Origin of the sequence: Flavobacterium chryseum (assembly GCF_004362015.1) — a bacterium.
GTDB lineage: Bacteria > Bacteroidota > Bacteroidia > Flavobacteriales > Flavobacteriaceae > Flavobacterium.
Genome location: NZ_SNWW01000005.1, coordinates 191728 through 210758, shown reverse-complemented (window position 1 = coordinate 210758; position 19031 = coordinate 191728). Strand labels below are relative to the sequence as shown.

Annotated in this window: 14 protein-coding genes; 12 read left to right on the top strand and 2 right to left on the bottom strand. The window is 32.9% G+C overall.

Annotation, left to right across the window (positions count from 1 at the left end; genetic code table 11):
- Nucleotides 1-190 precede the first annotated feature (190 nt).
- The 5 genes from EV143_RS11585 (at nt 191) to EV143_RS11565 (ending at nt 8437) form a co-directional block, all read left to right on the top strand.
- Nucleotides 191-4678: a translocation/assembly module TamB domain-containing protein gene (locus tag EV143_RS11585; RefSeq protein ID WP_243739849.1), complete on the top strand. Its 4488-nt coding sequence runs from the start codon at nt 191-193 to the stop codon at nt 4676-4678.
- 309 nt (nt 4679-4987) lie between these two features.
- Nucleotides 4988-5974 carry a 6-phosphofructokinase gene (pfkA, locus tag EV143_RS11580; RefSeq protein WP_133508101.1) on the top strand — a complete coding sequence of 329 codons (987 nt, stop codon included), beginning with the start codon at nt 4988-4990 and terminating at the stop codon, nt 5972-5974.
- A 90-nt stretch (nt 5975-6064) separates the two neighbouring features.
- Nucleotides 6065-7069 (top strand): type I glyceraldehyde-3-phosphate dehydrogenase, encoded by a 1005-nt coding sequence (gap, locus tag EV143_RS11575; protein WP_133508100.1) that lies wholly within the window; start codon nt 6065-6067, stop codon nt 7067-7069.
- Nucleotides 7070-7200: 131 nt separating this feature from the next.
- Nucleotides 7201-8052 carry an N-acetylglucosamine kinase gene (locus tag EV143_RS11570; RefSeq protein WP_133508099.1) on the top strand — a complete coding sequence of 284 codons (852 nt, stop codon included), beginning with the start codon at nt 7201-7203 and terminating at the stop codon, nt 8050-8052.
- Nucleotides 8053-8062: 10 nt separating this feature from the next.
- Nucleotides 8063-8437 carry a methylglyoxal synthase gene (locus tag EV143_RS11565; protein WP_133508267.1) on the top strand — a complete coding sequence of 125 codons (375 nt, stop codon included), beginning with the start codon at nt 8063-8065 and terminating at the stop codon, nt 8435-8437.
- On the opposite strand, the gene EV143_RS11560 is transcribed toward EV143_RS11565, so the two are convergent.
- Both EV143_RS11560 and EV143_RS11555 read right to left on the bottom strand, forming a co-directional pair.
- Nucleotides 8418-8798: a RidA family protein gene (locus EV143_RS11560; RefSeq protein WP_133508098.1), complete on the bottom strand. Its 381-nt coding sequence runs from the start codon at nt 8796-8798 to the stop codon at nt 8418-8420. The two genes, EV143_RS11565 and EV143_RS11560, sit on opposite strands and share 20 nt — an antisense overlap.
- 90 nt (nt 8799-8888) lie before the next feature.
- Entirely contained in the window at nt 8889-11585 is a 2697-nt protein-coding gene (locus tag EV143_RS11555) for a putative LPS assembly protein LptD (RefSeq protein WP_166638144.1), read from the bottom strand.
- Nucleotides 11586-11667: 82 nt separating this feature from the next.
- Between EV143_RS11555 and EV143_RS11550 the strand changes: the two genes are divergently transcribed.
- From EV143_RS11550 to EV143_RS11520, 7 genes are all read left to right on the top strand, one after another.
- The gene (locus tag EV143_RS11550; protein ID WP_133508096.1) at nt 11668-12789 is read left to right on the top strand and encodes an N-acetylmuramoyl-L-alanine amidase family protein; all 1122 of its coding nucleotides are present in this window, start codon (nt 11668-11670) and stop codon (nt 12787-12789) included.
- Between the two features lie 50 nt (nt 12790-12839).
- Nucleotides 12840-13805, top strand: a complete 966-nt coding sequence (locus EV143_RS11545; protein WP_133508095.1) for an MlaD family protein — start codon at nt 12840-12842, stop codon at nt 13803-13805.
- A 5-nt stretch (nt 13806-13810) separates the two neighbouring features.
- Nucleotides 13811-15145, top strand: coding sequence for a (Fe-S)-binding protein (locus EV143_RS11540; protein ID WP_133508094.1), 1335 nt, complete (start codon nt 13811-13813; stop codon nt 15143-15145).
- 132 nt (nt 15146-15277) lie between these two features.
- Nucleotides 15278-16069: a (Fe-S)-binding protein gene (locus tag EV143_RS11535; RefSeq protein WP_133508093.1), complete on the top strand. Its 792-nt coding sequence runs from the start codon at nt 15278-15280 to the stop codon at nt 16067-16069.
- Between the two features lie 101 nt (nt 16070-16170).
- The gene (locus EV143_RS11530; protein WP_133508092.1) at nt 16171-16653 is read left to right on the top strand and encodes an ABC transporter ATPase; all 483 of its coding nucleotides are present in this window, start codon (nt 16171-16173) and stop codon (nt 16651-16653) included.
- 738 nt (nt 16654-17391) lie between these two features.
- Nucleotides 17392-18537 (top strand): N-acetyl-alpha-D-glucosaminyl L-malate synthase BshA, encoded by a 1146-nt coding sequence (gene bshA, locus EV143_RS11525; protein ID WP_133508091.1) that lies wholly within the window; start codon nt 17392-17394, stop codon nt 18535-18537.
- A 15-nt stretch (nt 18538-18552) separates the two neighbouring features.
- Complete coding sequence (locus tag EV143_RS11520) at nt 18553-18975, top strand: protease complex subunit PrcB family protein (protein ID WP_133508090.1); 423 nt, start codon at nt 18553-18555, stop codon at nt 18973-18975.
- The last annotated feature ends 56 nt before the right edge of the window (nt 18976-19031 follow it).

Below are 19031 nucleotides of genomic sequence, written 5' to 3'. Positions count from 1 at the left end.
GGATTATATTTGACAAATCAAATTTTTAAATTTCTTTGATTGTAAAGCAGACGCCAAAATTAAAGAATTTTTATCAAAAACAGTCGTACTTTGTCTGTTCAAAATAAATTAAAAGAAAACTAAAATTAAAGCAGCTATCAAAAAAGTAAAGAAAATAATATCCAGAACCCTAATTGGGTTAATTTTACTTTTGTTAGCATTAGCAATCACATTGTCCTTGCCTTTTGTTCAAACAAAGATTGCACATTACATTACCGATTCACTAAATAGTGATTTTAAAACTGATATTACGATAGACAGAGTGGCGATCAACATTTTTGGAGGTGTAAAACTTAAGAATGTTTTGATTCGAGATCATCATAAAAAAACTTTAATTTACTCTGATATTATTAGTACCGACATTTTAAGTGTAACACGATTACTAGATGGCGATTTAATTTTTGGAGATATTCGGTTAACGGGATTTGTTTTTAACCTGAAAACCTATAAAGGCGAAAACGAAAACAATATCAATAAATTTATTAAATTATTTGAATCGGATAAACCGTCTAAAACCAACAGGCACTTTTTACTAACAGCCAAAAATGCATACATCTCAAAAGGTACTTTTTCTGTTATTGATGAAAATAAAAAAACACCAAAACTTATTGATTTTAAAAAGCTTAACGCTTATATCAGCGATTTTAAAATTTACGGTCCGGATATCAATACCATAATTCACAGGTTTTCATTTCAGGATCATCGCGGTTTATATGTGTCGAATTTAGCAGCAAAGTTTAGTTATACCAAAAAGCAGATTAAACTTGAAAACCTGGCTATAAAAACCAAAAGATCATCTATTTACGGAAAAGCCATCCTGAATTATAAACCGGGCGATTTTTTAGCTTTTACAGATAAAGTTAAGTTTGATGTCGCGCTGGATTCGGCTTCGCTAGCGACAAATGATATTCGTTATTTTTATGACGGTTTAGGTAAAAATCAGCATTTTAAACTTAAAACAAAATTAAAAGGAACGCTTAATAATTTAAATCTAAAAAGGCTTAGGCTTACAGATACTAACGGTTCAAGGATTGTTGGTAATATCAATTTTAAGAATCTTTTAGGCAGCAAAGATCAAAAATTTGCTATGGAAGGAAAGTTTGACAGACTTGTTTCCAGTTACGATAATTTAGTGGCTATATTGCCTAATGTTTTAGGAAAAAAACTTCCGAAAGAACTTAAGCGAATTGGTAAATTTAATATTGTTGGAAAAGCCAAAATTTCGACAACAGAATTAGAAAGTAATTTTAAGTTAATTACCGAAATAGGAAATGGTGAGGTCGATTTGCATATGAATAATATGGATTTTATCGATAAAGCCTCTTATTCGGGAAATATTATATTAGATAATTTTGATGTTGGTGCATTGCTGCAGCGCAAAGATATTGGCAGAACAACCTTAAATTTAGATGTTGATGGTGTTGGTTTTAGAGAAAAATACCTGAATACTATTATAAAAGGGGATATTGCAAAATTAGATTATAATAAATATACCTATAATAATATTGTTGTAAATGGTAATTTCAAACTGCCTTATTATAAAGGGCAAATTTCTGTAAACGATCCTAATTTAACTTTAACCTTTGATGGATTAGTTGATTTAAGTACGCGGGAAAGTAAATACGATTTTCACATCAATGTTGAAAATGCAGATTTGCGAAAACTGAAATTTGTAAACGATTCTATTTCTCATTTTCAAGGAGATGCCGTTGTAGCGGTTACTGGAAATTCTATCGAAAATCTTCAGGGGAATATTTACATTAAAGATGCTGTTTATCAAAATCCAAAATCGACTTATGCTTTTGATGAGCTAACGGTCAATTCTAGTTTTGATGCCAATAAACTGCGTACCATAACCATTAATTCTACTGATATTGTAAACGGTCAAATTGTAGGTAAATTTCAGTTTGCTCAATTAGATAAACTGGTAATGAATTCGATAGGAAGTCTTTATACCAATTATAAACCTTATAAAATTAAAAAAGGGCAATTTTTGCGTTTCAATTTTCATGTTTATGATAAGGTTGTCGAAATGTTGTATCCGGAAATTAATGTAGATTCATCCACAGTAGTACGCGGAAAAATTGATGCTGATTTAGGCGAATTTAAATTCCGATTTAAATCTCAAAAAGTAACGGCTGCAAAAAATACATTCGATAATATCCGAATCAATGTTGATAATAAAAATCCACTGTACAATGCTTTTATAGAGTTGGATAGTATCAAGACGCCTTATTATAAAATTCGTGATTTCAATTTAATTAATGTTACCTCAAAAGATACCTTATATATTCGTTCAGAATTTAAAGGCGGAGATAAAGGCCAGGATTATTATAATCTTAATTTATTTCATACGATCGATAAAAACAAAAATAACGTTGTTGGTATCAAAAAATCGGAAATGAAATTTAAAGATTATTTGTGGTACCTCAATGAAAATGAAGAAACAGATAATCAAATTGTTTTTGATAAAGGTTTTAAAAACTTCAACATCGATAACATTGTGCTTTCTCACGAAGACCAAAAGATTGATTTAAACGGAGTTTTAAAAGGTTCTGATTATAAAGATATAGTCCTGAATTTTGAAGATGTTGATATTAATAAGATTACACCCCTCAATTCTAAATTCGTATTTAATGGTAATTTGAATGGAAAGGTGAATTTTAAACAGAATAAAGATGTTTATCAGCCCACGGCATCCATTGTAATTGATCATCTTAATTTGAATGCAACCGAATTAGGAACTTTAAATTTTGATATTTCAGGAGATCAGAGTCTGAGAAAGTTTACTATAAATTCTTCCATTCAAAATGGTTTTACAGAATCGTTTAGTGCAAACGGAAATTTTGCCATCGAAAATAAAGAAACAATTCTGGATATACGATTAAAATTAGATGGCTTTAATCTGGCTACTCTAGGAACGGTTGGCGGAGATGTTTTGTCTAATATTAGAGGAAGTGTTTCCGGAAATGCGGCTGTTGTAGGTAATATTAAAAAACCTGAAATCGACGGAAGACTTTATGTTGAAAAGGCAGGAATGACAATTCCGTACCTAAATGTAGATTATGCATTAAGCGACCGAACGGTTATTGATCTTAGCGATGAAAAGTTTTTGTTTAGAAATAATCAGCTTACAGATACTAAATACGGTACAAAAGGATTGCTGAACGGAAGTATTGAGCATCATAATTTCGCAGACTGGAAACTGGATTTAACTATTACTTCGAAACGACTATTAGCACTTGATACAAAAGATAGTGACGATGCGGCTTATTTTGGTACGGCATTTATTAATGGTACAGCAAGTATTAAAGGACCAACGCAAAGTTTATTTATAAAAGTAGATGCCAAATCGGAGAAAGGTACTGAGGTTAAAATACCTATAAATAATGTTCAAAGTGTAGGGGAGAGCAGCTGGATACATTTTGTAACACCAAAAGAGAAATACAATCTGGCAAACGGTATTGTCGAAAAAACCAGAAATTACAACGGTCTTGAATTAGAGTTTGATTTTGATATTACGCCAGACGCAGAAGTCGAGGTAATTCTTGATCGAAATTCAGGCCACGGTATGAAAGGAAAAGGTTACGGATCGTTATTGTTTAAAATTAATACACTTGGTAAATTTAATATGTGGGGAGATTTCCAGGCGTATGAAGGAACTTATAATTTTAAATACGGAGGTTTAATTGATAAAAAATTCGCAGTTAAAAAAGGCGGATCGATTATTTGGGAAGGGAACCCGATGAAAGCCCAGCTGAATTTAGAAGCCGTTTACAGAACATCGGCAAATCCGGCTGTATTATTAAACAATTCATCTTTCAATAAAAAAGTACCGGTCGAAGTTGTTATTGGTTTACGAGGAGATTTAACAAGCCCGGAGCCTAATTTTGATATTCAGTTTCCATCTGTAAGTAATGTTTTAAAATCAGAGATACAATATAAGTTAGACGATAAAGATGTGCGCCAGACCCAGGCTTTGTATCTGCTTTCGACAGGTTCGTTTATGAGTCCGGATGGTTTTAACCAGAGCGATTTATCCGGAACATTTGCTGAAACCGCTGCAAGTTTATTAGGAGGAATTATAAAATCGGATAATGATAAATTTAATATAGATCTGAATTTTATCTCTGCAGATAAAAGAATTGGTCAGGAAGCCGATGGGCAATTTGTAGCTAATATTTCATCTCAGATTAATGAAAAAATATCCATAAACGGAAAATTAGGAGTTCCCGTTGGTGGCGTTAACGAATCTGCTATTGTGGGAGATATCGAAGTGCTTTACAGAGTAAATGAAGATGGATCTATGAACCTGCGTTTGTTTAATAAAGAAAATGACATCAATTATGTAGGTCAGGGAATTGGATATACACAAGGAGTAGGGGTTTCATACGAAGTCGATTTCGATACTTTTACGGAATTAGTCAATAAAATTTTCAAAAACCATAAATTAGAAAGAACGCTAAAAAGTTCTCCTGATGATTTACCGGATTCGTATTTACCGGATGATATTACTTTTTCTAATAAAAAGCAGGCTGAAAAAGATAAAAAGGCAGCTGACAAAAAAGAAGAGGAGAAAGAAAAAGAAAAACCACAGCAAAACAACCAGGGATATATTCCTGATGACAACGATTATTAAGTCGATTATCGATAAAACTGTTAAGTTTATTAAAACCATTTTCGTAATGGTTTTTTTTATGCTAAATTTATAGATTGATAAGTTTTTGAAAATGAGAACTAAACCCGATTTTTATAACACTTCATTAATGTATTGTTAATTTTAAGGATTTAATTAAAATAAGTGCCTTTTATTATTTTAAATGAATTTTTTCATATCAAAAAACTTATTAACGAAAACGTTTGCATTTAACACAATTAATTAAATTATTATAATCATAACCTAAAAAGTGGTGAATGTTTGCTAATTTTACACTTTAATACTTAAATAATGCCAAAAACAATAAAAAAAGTTGGTGTTCTAACTTCAGGAGGAGATTCACCAGGAATGAACGCCGCAATACGATCAGTTGTTCGAACATGTGCTTATCATAATATAGAATGCATAGGAATTTATAGAGGGTATCAGGGAATGATTGAGGGAGACTTCAAAGAAATGGGGCCCCGAAGCGTAAATAACATTGTAAACAAAGGTGGAACGATCTTAAAATCAGCTCGTTCTGTTGAATTTAGAACACCGGAAGGTAGAAAAAAAGCGCACGAAAACCTTTTAAAAGCCGGAGTTGATGCTTTGGTTGTTATTGGTGGAGACGGAAGTTTTACCGGAGGTCTGATTTTTAATTCAGAATACGATTTTCCTATAATGGGAATTCCGGGTACAATTGATAATGATATTTTTGGTACAAGTCATACTTTAGGATATGATACGGCCTTAAATACCGTTGTAGATTGTATTGATAAAATTAGAGATACTGCAAGTTCACACAACCGTCTGTTTTTTGTAGAGGTTATGGGTAGAGATGCAGGACATATTGCTCTTAATGCCGGTATTGGCGCAGGAGCAGAAGAAATCCTTATTCCTGAAGAAGATTTAGGTTTAGACAGATTGCTGGACTCACTCCAAAAAAGTAAAGCTTCAGGAAAATCATCAAGTATAGTAGTTATTGCAGAGGGAGATAAAATTGGTAAAAACGTATTCGAATTAAAAGATTATGTTGAAGCTAATTTACCTGAGTACGACGTTAGAGTTTCTGTTTTAGGACATATGCAGCGCGGTGGTTCTCCATCTTGTTTTGATCGTGTGTTAGCAAGCCGTTTAGGTGTAAAAGCAGTAGAGTCTTTAATAGAAGGTAAATCAAACTATATGGTTGGTTTGCGTGAAGATAAAGTAGCTTTAACTCCATTAGAACAAGCAATTAAAGGAAAATCTGAAATTGATAGAGAATTATTGAGAGTGTCTGATATAATGTCAACATAAGAATAAAAGTTTAAAAAATAGAAGAAGTTTATTGTGAGGAAATTAGACTTTAAATTAGTGTAATAAAAACAAAAGCAAAAATTAAGTAAAATGTCAAAAGTAAAATTAGGAATAAACGGATTTGGACGTATTGGAAGAATCGTTTTTAGAGAGTCATTCAATAGAGATAACGTAGAAGTAGTAGCAATCAACGATTTATTAGATGTAGATCATTTAGCTTACTTATTAAAATATGATTCAGTTCACGGTCGTTTCAACGGAACTGTCGAAGTAAAAGAAGGAAAACTTTATGTAAACGGAAGAAATATCCGTATCACTGCAGAAAGAAATCCTGCTGACTTAAAATGGAACGAAGTTGATGTAGATGTAGTAGCAGAATGTACTGGTATCTTCACAACTATCGAAACTGCAAATGAGCACATTAAAGGTGGTGCTAAAAAAGTAATTATTTCTGCTCCGTCTGCAGATGCTCCAATGTTTGTAATGGGAGTAAATCACGAAACTGCAAAAGCTTCTGATTTAGTAGTTTCTAACGCTTCTTGTACAACAAACTGTTTAGCGCCTTTAGCTAAAGTTATCCACGATAACTTCGGAATTGAAGAAGCTTTAATGACAACTGTTCACGCAACAACTTCAACTCAAATGACAGCTGACGGACCTTCTAGAAAAGACTGGAGAGGTGGACGTGCGGCTTCAATTAACATCATTCCTTCTTCAACAGGTGCTGCAAAAGCAGTTGGGAAAGTAATTCCTTCTTTGAATGGAAAATTAACAGGAATGTCTTTCCGTGTTCCTACTGCTGACGTTTCTGTAGTAGATTTAACTGTAAAAGTAGCTAAAGAAACTTCATACGAAGAAATCTTGGCTGTGTTAAAAACGGCTTCTGAAACTACAATGAAAGGTATCTTAGGATATACTGAAGATGCTGTTGTTTCTCAGGATTTTATTTCTGATAAAAGAACTTCAATCGTTGATGCAACTGCAGGAATTGGTTTAAATTCAACTTTCTTCAAATTTGTATCTTGGTACGATAATGAGTACGGATACTCTAGTAAATTAATTGATTTATCTGTGCACATCGCAGGTTTAAAATAATAGTATATAAATTTGGAAAATCCCGTTATTTAAAAGTAACGGGATTTTCTTATTTTGTTTCGACTTTAATTAATGTAAAAAACACACTTTTAAATTAATATGAGAAAAAACTAATCCAAAAACTAAAGAAAATGAAATTAATAGTTGATAGTGGGTCTACTAAAGCAGATTGGATTGCAATTGATGATAATGGAAAAGTATTATTCACCACACAAACTCTGGGATTAAACCCTGAAATTCTTGACGGTCCTGAAATTATTTCAAGATTAAACGATCGTTTTGATATTCTACAAAATAAAAAAAATGCTACTCATTTGTTCTTTTACGGAGCAGGTTGTGGAACAGAGAGAATGCAAACATCACTTTCTCAAATATTCCAGGAATATTTTAACAACGCTATCGTAGAAGTTCACGAAGATACCTATGCTGCGGTTTATGCAACAACTCCAAAAGGAGAAGAAGCAATCGTAAGTATTTTAGGAACAGGTTCTAACTGCAGCTATTTTGATGGAAAACTATTGCATCAAAAAGTACAGTCATTAGGCTATATTGCTATGGATGACTGCAGCGGAAATGTTTTCGGAAAAGAACTAATCAGAAAATATTATTTCAATAAAATGCCTAAAGAACTGGCAGTTGAATTTGAAAAAGAATATAATTTAGATGCTGATTTTATCAAAAACAAATTATATAAAGAACCAAATCCAAATGCTTATTTAGCAACATTTGCTAAGTTTTTAATCAAACATAAAGATTCAGAATTTTGCAGAAAAATCATCTTCAAAGGGATGAAATCTTTCGTTAAAAACTACATCAAACAATTCGATAATTGTAAAGAAGTTCCAGTACATTTTGTGGGTTCTATTGCTTTTTATTTAAAAGATGAATTAAAAGAAACTTTTGATAAATACGAACTTCAATTAGGAAATGTTTTAAGAAGACCAATCGACGGATTAATTGCATACCATGTCGCTAATCAATAGTTCTGGTTTAATGGAAATTGCTATTATTGCACATGATGGTAAAAAAGCAGATTTAATTGATTTTTTAATTAAAAATGAAGCTGTTTTACATCATGAAAAAATAAAGCTTATTGGTACAGGAACAACTGGAGGAAAAGCGGAAGCTGCGGGTTTTAAAACCCAAAGAATGCTTTCCGGGCCTTTAGGCGGAGATGCGCAAATTGCAGGCAGAGTGGCAGAAGGAATTACAAAAATGGTTTTCTTTTTTAAAGATCCATTGTCTAGTCATCCTCACGAAGCCGATATTAATATGTTAATTCGTGTTTGCGATGTGCATAATGTGCCGCTGGCAACCAATGAAGCAACGGCACAATTATTATTAGATGCTATTGCACAGCAATTATAGATATTTCAACATTTACATTTTTTGGCAAACAAGCCACTTGAACCGTTTCACGAGCTGGAGCGGTTTTTTCGTTAAAATAAGATCCGTAAATCGTATTAATGGCACCAAAATTATTCATATCCATAATGAATATAGTTGCTTTTACTACATTTTCAAAAGTCATATCAGCAGCTTCTAAAATGGCAGCAATATTTTGCATTACCTGAGTTGTTTCGTCATTAATGTTATCAGTAACAAGTTCTCCGGAAGCAGGATTTATTGCGATCTGACCAGAAGCATAAAGTGTATTCCCTGATAAAATAGCCTGATTATAAGGCCCAATTGGAGCTGGCGCTTTGTCTGTAAAAATTATTTTTTTCATAGTAATAGATTGTTAAATGCTAAATATAGATTTATTGAACCATTAAGATTTTAATGATCAAAAGAATAATATAACTAAAATACGATTTTATTATCGATTAGAAGTACTTCGTTTGTTCCATTTAATGTCACTCAAGACACCTGATTTAATTCCGATAAAGAAATTCCAGTTTGAGTTAACCCCAAGCGGACTCCAGTTAAAGGCCATTCTCCAGCTTAATAAATCTCTTTCAAAACGAAACTGAGTAAATGTAACTCCTTTTTGTACAAAGTCATAACCGGTAGAAACTCCACCTTTCCATTTAGGAGTAATATCCATATTAGCAGAAATCATAATGGAGTTTCCACTAATTTTACTTTCACGATTTACATTCGAATATGTTAAAGAATATGCCATTGTCATATCCCAGGGAATTTTAGAATTAAAGAATTCTGTAATAACATCCTCGCCATCGTCTTTTTCATTCGCAAACTGACTGTTTCGGCTATCGTTTAAGTCGGTATTAGTACCAAATAAATCATCCTTCCGACCACCGTTCCGTTCACTCTGTTTATTTTCCTCTTTTCCGCCCTTATTAGAGAACGAATAGTTCATGGTGACATTAGCACTAGTCATTCTAAATAAACTTCCTCCATTGTCAATGTTATACATATTCATTCTGTTTCCGGAGTTGTCAATTGCATAAGGATCCAGAGTAGCTCCAAAATTGACATTCATTTTATTGTCAAAAAACTGAGTTCCACCACTTACAAGTACAGGCTGCCAGGCTAAAGTTTCTTTTCCGTTAGCATTAAAATTATAACTGGTACTGAAATTTAAATTGTTCAGTAACATAATTTTTTTAGGTTCTGTTTTTGTGCTGTCCTTATCTCTTACTTTAGCTTCAAAGGTATTGCTTAAAGCAAATGCAACTATATTAGAATTGTCTTTGCTGGGAGCACCGTAAACACCGCCTTCAAATCGCGTGTATTCAGTTGTTATTCTTCCTGAAGCATCAACAGCATAAGTATCGTAGTATTTTTCGAAACTTGGCGTATACGCATACGTAATAGTAGGACGCATAACGTGACGAATCGATTGAATTTTTTTATTATCACCAAAATTAAAAGTACCGTAAATAGTAGTTCCTAAATTCGTGCTGAAATTATAAGTTCTAAAAGCATCAAAACCATTTATGGTTGAAGTTTCAACCTTGCTTAAATCGGTGTTATAATCTTTTTGAACGGTTTTAGTAACCCATGTTTCCTGGTAATTAGTAGAAGCTCCGGCACTAAAATATTTAAATATTTTAAAGTTAGTACTAATAGGAATAGAGTGTTGCATACCAATTTGCGCATCTCTAAACATTTGTGGTTTAAAGAATAACGAATCAGTAGTTACAATGTTATTTTTACCGCTTAAGTTATATTGCAAGTTGATGTTCTTTATAAAACCCTTTTTTACACCATCCTTGCCAACAAACGGATAAACACGATCTATACTTGCCTGTAATGTTGGCAAAGTCATGTTGATTTGCTCTGTCTGAGTATTTTGCGAATGCGTTGCTGTTAGCGATATTCTCGCTTGCGGAATTGTATTGAAAGTTTTATTATAGGAAATAGAGGAACTTAAAGTATTATTCAAGTTAGAACCAACGTTCGCCTGATTAATAGATTGCTTAAAATATTTACTACTACCCATATTCACGGAAGCAGAAAATGTAGAATTAGGATTCGATTTTGTGTCTTTTGAGTGCGACCACTGAATGTTGTAGATATTCTGTTTAGAATAATCAGGATAACCTCTTTCGCTGTTTATTAAATTCTCAAAACGGACATTAATATTACCTCTGTATTTATATCTTGTGGCGTATGCAGATTCAAATCGCATTGCGTAACTACCGTTTGTATAATAATCTGCCAAAACAGTTAAGTCATAATTATCGTCTAAAGCAAAATAATACCCCATGTTTTGCAACGAAAATCCACGTGTATTTGAGTCATTGTAACTTGGTATGATAATTCCTGAAACACTTTTTTCCTCCGTCATTGGAAAAAAAGCAAAAGGCAGTGCCAAAGGAGTTGGTACATCAGCAATTACCATTTGGGTCACACCAACCACTACTTTTTTGTTGGGAACAAATTTTACTTTGTTCGTTCTAAAATAATATTCAGGATTATCGATATCTTTTGCAGTAGTAAAACGGGCACCTTTTAAAAAGTAAACAGAGTCGTTTTCTTTTTTAGTAACTGCTGCTTTAATTTTAAATTCACCTTGTTCAGTTCTCGAATTGTAAATTAAAGCCTTTTTTGTTTTAAAATTAAAACGAATAGAGTCGGGCTGAACTTCGCTTGCGCCTTGTTTGAAATTAGGGTATTGTGTCAAAACTCCAACAGAATCTTTTATCCTGCCGGCGTACACTTCATCTTTTTCGTAATTAAGTACAATGATACCTGATTTTAACTCAACATCTTTATAGTATAACTCAGCTTCGTTATAAAGCGTGATGGTTTTATTTTTCTGATCTATTTTGGCATAGTCCTTCGCCCTATATTTAACTTTTCCGTCAAGAAAAGTCTTTTTAGGTCTAACGGTATCCAATTTTATGGTATCAGTTATACTAGTTGTTGGTTTATCTGTTTGTTTTACAGCCGGTAAGGGCTTGTTTTTGTTTTTTATTTCTTGCGAATATAATTTACCACATCCTAGTGTTAGGAAAAATGATATTAAAACGATATTAAATAAGTTTGTATGCAAAGGTTTAAATGCTATTTTTGTAAAAGTATGGCTTGTTTTTTGACATGTCAAACTTACATATAATTTTTTGTCAAAAATAATCAATTATAAAAATTATAGCAGTTGCATTTTATTAAAATTAACTTTTAGATTTATGAATATAATTAGCAAAACTAGACTAATCTTTAGTTTTTTTCTAACAATAATAACATTTTGTGCTTACAGTCAATCGAATGTCTTTAAAGTAACTCTGGACGCCGGTCATGGCGATCATGACTTTGGTGCCGTTTATAGTGGCAGGATTGAAAAAAATATTGCTTTGGCAATTGTGTTAAAAGTTGGAAAAATATTAGAAACAAGTCCCAATGTTGATGTAATCTATACTCGTAAAACAGATGTCTTTATCGATCTTGTCGAAAGAGCCAACATTGCAAACAGAGCAAATTCAAATATTTTTGTCTCTATTCACTGTAACGCGAACAAAAATACCGCTGCAGATGGAACTGAAACTTATGTAATGGGTTTGAGTAAAACGGCATCGAATCTTGAAGCTGCGAAAAAAGAGAACTCGGTAATTACGTTAGAGAAAGATTATAAACGTAAATATGAAGGTTACGATCCAAATTCGCCTGAATCAATGGTAGGAATGACCTTAATGCAGGAAGAATATCTTGATAATAGTATTTCTTTAGCGAGTAAAATTGAAGATAATTTTGATAAATTGGGGAAAAAACTTCGTCAGGGAGGTGTAAAACAGGCTCCTTTTATGGTGCTTCATAAAGCGTTTATGCCAAGGGTATTAGTAGAGACTGGTTTCGTTTCAAATCCGGCAGAAGGGAATGTATTAAATTCTGAAGAAGGACAAAACGATATTGCCAAAGCTATTGCTGATGCCATTATAAGTTATAAAAGAGAATATTTTGGTAATGGAAATACAGAAGTAGATGTAAAACCGGTAAGAGACACGTCAAGTCCTACTAAACCAAAGGTTGTTGATACTCCTGTAATAAAAAATGCTCCAAAAGGAACTTTTTTTAAAGTACAGCTTATTGCCAGTATTAAGAAAACACCATTAGAGCCTAAAAATTTTAAAGGCCTTAAAAATGTAACAATGTTGTATGAAAACAATATTTATAAATATTTTTATCAGGAAACTTCGAATTATGAAGATGCCAAAAAATATTTGCAAGAAGCTAAAAGTAAAGGATATGGAGCTTCTTTCCTGATAGCATACAAAGACGGAGAAAAAATCAATATTCAGGACGCTATTAAATAAAAGCAACAAGTTCGAATATTTATATTAATTTTGTAGAAACACTTAGAATTTTGAAACTAACAAGAGAAATCAAAACGGCTATATTAGTCATCGCGTCAATATTATTATTTATTTGGGGATATAGCTTTTTAAAAGGTCAGGATCTTTTTACAAATTATCAGACATTATATGTTGAATATGATAATGTAGAAGATTTGCCGCAATCAGCACCAGTAACTTTAAACGGACTTGCAATTGGTAAAGTAACTAAAATTACGATCAATGAAAATACAGGGAAATTATTAGTAGAACTTCAGTTAAAAACTGATTTCCCTATTTCTAAAACCAGTGAAGCCTATTTATATTCACCAAGTTTAATTGGTGGAAAACAAATTAAAATTGTACCTAATCTTAAGGATAAGGAACCAGTTGTTGACGGACAAACGTTACAAGGAAATGTTGAACTAGGTTTAACAGAATCTTTAGGAGGTAAAATTGAACCAATTCAGCAAAAATTAGATTTAATGCTTGCTAATATCAATACTCTGGTAACAGGACTAAACAATGTTCTGGATGCAAAAGGGCAACAAGATATTAAGAAATCATTGGCAGAATTAAGCGAGACGATGGAGCAATTTCATAGAGCATCAGGAACTCTTAATTCTATTTTAGACACAAACAAAGGTCAGATAAACGGAGTAGTGACAAACTTTAATAAAATGTCAAATAACTTCAATAAAATATCTGATTCTTTAAATAAAGCTGATTTAGGGAAAACAGTTCGTAACTTAAACCAGACTTTAGCTAAAGTTGATGGTATTATGAGTAACCTAAATTCAGGAAAAGGTACAGCAGGAAAACTTTTAAATGATGATGCTTTGTATAATAATCTGGCTAAAACTTCAAAAGAGCTTGAGTTATTGTTACAAGATGTTCGTCTTTACCCAACACGATATGTAAATGTTTCACTTTTCGGAAAGAAAAACAAACCTTACGTAGCGCCTAAAGAAGATGCAAATACAACTGACAAAAAATAATAAGAATGAGCTATTTAGATAATATTTTATTCGCTATTCTTCTAATAGCAGGTTTTGGTTTTTTTGCAACGAGTGTAAAAAAAATTATCCGAAACATTAACTTAGGAGTTGATGTAGATAGAAAAGACAATCCTCAGGCACGTTGGGCAAACATGGCTTTAATTGCGCTCGGACAGTCTAAAATGGTCAAACGTCCGGTAGCGGGTGTTTTGCATATTATTGTCTATCTGGGCTTTATTATTATTAATATCGAATTGCTTGAAATCGTTATTGATGGTTTATTTGGTACGCACAGAGTTTTTGCTTTTTTAGGAACTGCTTATAATATATTAATCGGTTCTTTCGAAATATTAGCACTTTTAGTTCTTGTAGCGGTTATCGTTTTCTGGATCAGAAGAAATGTAATCCGATTAAAACGTTTTATAAATCCGGATTTAAATGGATTTCCTAAAAGTGATGCCAATTACATCTTGTATTTCGAGATGATTTTGATGACATTGTTTTTATTGATGAATGCTTCCGACTTGCATTTACAGAATGTTCCCGGTGGGTTTTCTCATTTTCATAAAGCAGGAAGTTTTCCTGTGAGTCAGTTTATTGCGCCAATTTTTAATGGGATGTCAAATGAATTGGTGATGTTATTGACAGAAATATTTTGGTGGTTGCATATTGCAGGTATTTTAGTTTTTATGAACTACTTATATTTCTCAAAACACTTGCATATTCTTTTAGCGTTCCCAAATACTTATTTTGCAGATTTGAGACCAAAGGGTCAATTTGATAATTTGGAGTCTGTTACAAAAGAAGTAAAATTAATGATGGATCCTAATGCTGATCCGTTTGCTGCAGCTCCGGTTGATGAAAATGCTGCTCCAAGTAAATTTGGTGCAAGTGATGTTCAGGATTTGAACTGGGTTCAGTTATTAAACGCTTACACTTGTACAGAATGCGGACGTTGTACGTCAGCTTGTCCGGCAAATCAAACCGGTAAAAAATTGTCTCCTCGTAAAATTATGATGGACACAAGAGACCGTTTGCAGGAAGTAGGAAAAAATATTGATGCTAATAAAGGTGTTTTTGTTCCGGATAATAAAACTTTATTAAACGATTATATCACACCAGAAGAATTGTGGGCGTGTACGTCTTGTAATGCCTGTGTAGAAGAGTGTCCGGTAAATATCAGTCCGTTGTCTATTATTATGGATATGCGTCGTTACCTTGTAATGGAACAAAGTGCAGCTCCAATGTCATTAAACGCAATGATGACCAATATTGAAAACAATGGAGCGCCTTGGCAATACAGTCAGCAAGACAGATTGAATTGGAAAAACGAAAATTAAAAAGAGTTTAATTGGTTATTTATTTAACCGTTTAATCGATTAATAAAATAGAATTTCGGTTTTTTTAGTGAAGATTGTTTACATGTAACGATTAACCAAATAAACGATTAACCGATTTAACAAAATAATAAGATGTCAGAAAGTTTAGTAGTACCAACAATGGCAGAAATGCTCGCCGAAGGAAAACAACCAGAAGTTTTGTTTTGGGTAGGTTGTGCAGGAAGTTTTGATGATAGAGCAAAGAAAATTACAAAAGCATTTGTGCGTATTTTAAATCGTACAAACGTTTCTTTCGCAGTACTTGGTACTGAGGAAAGTTGTACCGGAGATCCGGCAAAAAGAGCTGGAAATGAATTTTTGTTTCAAATGCAGGCCATGATGAATATCGAGGTTTTGAATGCATACGAAGCAAAAAAAATAGTTACCGCTTGTCCGCATTGTTTTAATACTTTAAAAAACGAATATCCTGAATTAGGCGGTAAATATGATGTAATCCATCATACTGAATTCTTAAAATCATTAATGGATGACGGAAGATTAACAGTTGAAGGCGGTCAGTTCAAAGGCAAAAAAATTACTTTTCACGATCCTTGTTACTTAGGAAGAGCGAATAACGTATATGAAGCACCAAGAGATTTAATTGAAAAATTAGATGTTGAATTGGTTGAAATGAAACGTTCAAAAGCAAACGGATTATGCTGTGGAGCGGGTGGAGCACAAATGTTTAAAGATGCCGAACCAGGAAACAAAGAAGTAAACGTACTGCGTACGGAAGACGCTTTAGAAGTTCAGCCGGATATTATTGCAGCAGGTTGTCCGTTTTGTAATACGATGTTAACAGATGGTATTAAAAACAAAGAAAAAGAAGGACAAGTTAAAGTAATGGACATTGCAGAGTTAATTGCTAATGCGCAGGATTTGTAAATAAAGGTTCTGAGGTACTAAGTTGCTAAGGTTCTAAGTTTTTAATCTGAAACTTGAAACTTCTAAATCTAAAATCCATCAATCTAAAATCTAAAATTAAAATGTATATACCTTTTGAAGATTTACCTGGTGAATCCAGAATATGGATTTATCAATCGAACAGAAAATTTTCTGAGGAGGAATTTTCTGAAATAGAAACTGACCTGAAAGCTTTTGTTGAAGAATGGGCAGCACACGGAACAAGTTTAGAAGCTTCGTATCAACTAAAATACAACCGATTCATTATTTTGGCTGTAAATCAGGATGTACAGGCCGCTACAGGTTGTTCTATTGATAGTTCAGTAGAGTTTATTCAAAGTTTAGAGAAAAAATACAACGTTGATTTGTTAGATAAAATGAACGTTACTTTTAAACTTGGCGAACATATCGCACACAAACCTTTAATTGACTTCAAGAAAATGGTTAAAGACAAATCGGTTTCTGAGAATACGATTGTTTTTAATAATCTTGTAAACAACATCGAAGAATACAACGAATCTTGGGAAGTTCCTGCCGCCGATAGTTGGCATAGCAGATTTTTCTAGAAGAAATTTAAAATATATTTGAAAGGCATAAAATTTAGATTTTGTGCCTTTTTTTGTATCCTTAGTTCTGGTTTTAAACACACCGTTTGTCATTCCGAGGAACGAGGAATTTCCACGAGTAGCTCCGCAATCAAAAGTTTCAATCTTTTTAGAGTTTCTTGCGAAGATTCCTCGTTTCTCGGAATGACAAACTGTGTGTTTTAATTGCGAAGAATGGATTAAAATCCATCCCTACAATATGATTTGTTCCTTCGGAACTCTTTATTAAATTTCGAATGTTGTTCTTCCTTTGTCAGATGACAAATTGTGTAAAGATTTTAAAATGGACAAACTACACCAAACCCGATAGGTTTTTAAAACCTGTTAGGTTTAATAAAGGCAAAAAAAGTTCTTATAAAAACTATAATCTCTGGTCTAGTCCCGATGGAAGTGACATCCTTTTGTGCCGGTCCCGAGGCTTCGGGAGGCATAAAAGATATAACGGACAGCGGGACAAGTTGTTCTTTTGAAAATCATTGTTTTCTGCTCCTGATAAAAGTTATGAATTATAAGTTATGAGTTATGAGTTTGAGCAAAATACTTCGATTTTGCTTAGATGAACTGGAAAGATCTTAATTTGTAACTCTTCCTCTTTATCATTCTAATAATCTGATAAATCTTAAATTCACAAAAATCTAACAATTGAAATACTTAATTAAACGTGAATTTTGAGTACTTTCGTAGTATTAAATTTAATACATGAAAATAGCAATAGTTTGTTATCCGACTTTTGGTGGTAGTGGGGTAGTAGCCACAGAACTAGGCCTTGAATTAGCCAGACGCGGACACGAAATCCACTTTATTACTTATAGTCAGCCGGTTAGGTTGGCACTTTTAAACCCCAATGTTCATTATCACGAAGTAAACGTTCCTGAATATCCTCTTTTTCATTATCAGCCTTATGAGTTGGCTTTGTCAAGCAAATTGGTTGATATGGTGAAATTATATAAGATTGAAGTACTACACGTGCATTATGCAATTCCCCACGCTTATGCGGGTTATATGGCGAAGCAAATGCTAAAGAATGAGGGAATTAATCTTCCGATGATTACGACGCTTCACGGAACCGATATTACACTGGTGGGAAATCACCCATTTTATAAACCTGCAGTGACTTTTAGCATCAATAAATCGGATTATGTGACTTCGGTTTCTCAAAGTCTGAAAGATGATACGTTGAAATTATTCAAAATCAAGAATAAAATAAAGGTAATTCCGAATTTTATCGAATTGGATAAAGTGAAAAAAGATCCGCTTGCGCCTTGTCACCGTTATGTTATGGCAAAGGAAAACGAGCGTATAATTACACACATCAGTAACTTTAGAAAGGTAAAACGTATTCCGGATATTATTAAAATTTTCTATAATATTCAAAAAGTAATGCCTGCAAAACTGATGATGGTTGGTGATGGTCCTGAAAAAGAAAAAGCGGAGATTTTGTGCCAGGAATTAGGCATTTATGACAAAGTAATTTTCTTTGGAAACAGTAATGAAATCGATAAAATTTTACTTTTAACAGATTTATTTTTACTTCCTTCAGAAACGGAAAGTTTTGGTTTGGCAGCTTTAGAAGCAATGGCTTGTGGAGTTCCTGTAATTTCAAGTAATTCAGGTGGTTTACCGGAAGTAAATTTTGATGGTTATTCAGGCTATTTGAGCAACGTTGGAGATGTAGAAGAAATGGCAGCAAATGCAATAAAGATTCTGGAAGATGATGCTATTTTAAATCAGTTTAAAGCAAACGCTTTAGAGGTTGCAAAGAAATTTGATATTGTAAATATCTTGCCTAAATATGAAGCTTTGTATCAAAGGGCTATAGATGATTATAAATTAGAGAAACATTAATTTAAATAAACGCAGATGAAAAAAGTAATTTCGGTTTTAATAATTTTTGTTCTGGTCTCTTGTGGAGCGAAAAAAACTTCAGGTCCAAATGCATTATATGAAATTCTGACAGAGCAATCTGACGGAGGTGGAAATATTAAATTTTTTGAGATTTTGACAGAACCTAATGAAATCAAAATGCTTGAAACTGACCCACTTTTAGCTAACAAAATGAAGCAGCCTGACATAAGCAATTCTAATTATATTATCCTGAATATGGGTGAGAAAAACACAGGCGGATATACTATTGGTGTTGAAAAAGTAGAAGAAACAGATAAAAATATCATTATTACGGTAAAAGAAAATAGTCCTGCAAAAGACGCAATGGTGATGCAGGCAATTACTTATCCTTATACGGTTGTGAAAATACATTCGAAAAAAGAAATTATAATTAAATAAAGAAATAAAAAAAAACCTGTCGCGTTAAACGACAGGTTTTTTTTTTTACAATTTTT

What these genes read in the sequence shown, in the direction of transcription:
- pfkA (WP_133508101.1), top strand. Translation starts at nt 4,988, where the DNA reads ATGCCAAAAACAATAAAAAAAGTTGGTGTTCTAACTTCAGGAGGAGAT.
- gap (WP_133508100.1), top strand. Translation starts at nt 6,065, where the DNA reads ATGTCAAAAGTAAAATTAGGAATAAACGGATTTGGACGTATTGGAAGA.
- EV143_RS11570 (WP_133508099.1), top strand. Translation starts at nt 7,201, where the DNA reads ATGAAATTAATAGTTGATAGTGGGTCTACTAAAGCAGATTGGATTGCA.
- EV143_RS11565 (WP_133508267.1), top strand. Translation starts at nt 8,063, where the DNA reads ATGGAAATTGCTATTATTGCACATGATGGTAAAAAAGCAGATTTAATT.
- EV143_RS11560 (WP_133508098.1), bottom strand. Translation starts at nt 8,798, where the DNA reads ATGAAAAAAATAATTTTTACAGACAAAGCGCCAGCTCCAATTGGGCCT.
- EV143_RS11550 (WP_133508096.1), top strand. Translation starts at nt 11,668, where the DNA reads ATGAATATAATTAGCAAAACTAGACTAATCTTTAGTTTTTTTCTAACA.
- EV143_RS11540 (WP_133508094.1), top strand. Translation starts at nt 13,811, where the DNA reads ATGAGCTATTTAGATAATATTTTATTCGCTATTCTTCTAATAGCAGGT.
- EV143_RS11535 (WP_133508093.1), top strand. Translation starts at nt 15,278, where the DNA reads ATGTCAGAAAGTTTAGTAGTACCAACAATGGCAGAAATGCTCGCCGAA.
- EV143_RS11530 (WP_133508092.1), top strand. Translation starts at nt 16,171, where the DNA reads ATGTATATACCTTTTGAAGATTTACCTGGTGAATCCAGAATATGGATT.
- bshA (WP_133508091.1), top strand. Translation starts at nt 17,392, where the DNA reads ATGAAAATAGCAATAGTTTGTTATCCGACTTTTGGTGGTAGTGGGGTA.
- EV143_RS11520 (WP_133508090.1), top strand. Translation starts at nt 18,553, where the DNA reads ATGAAAAAAGTAATTTCGGTTTTAATAATTTTTGTTCTGGTCTCTTGT.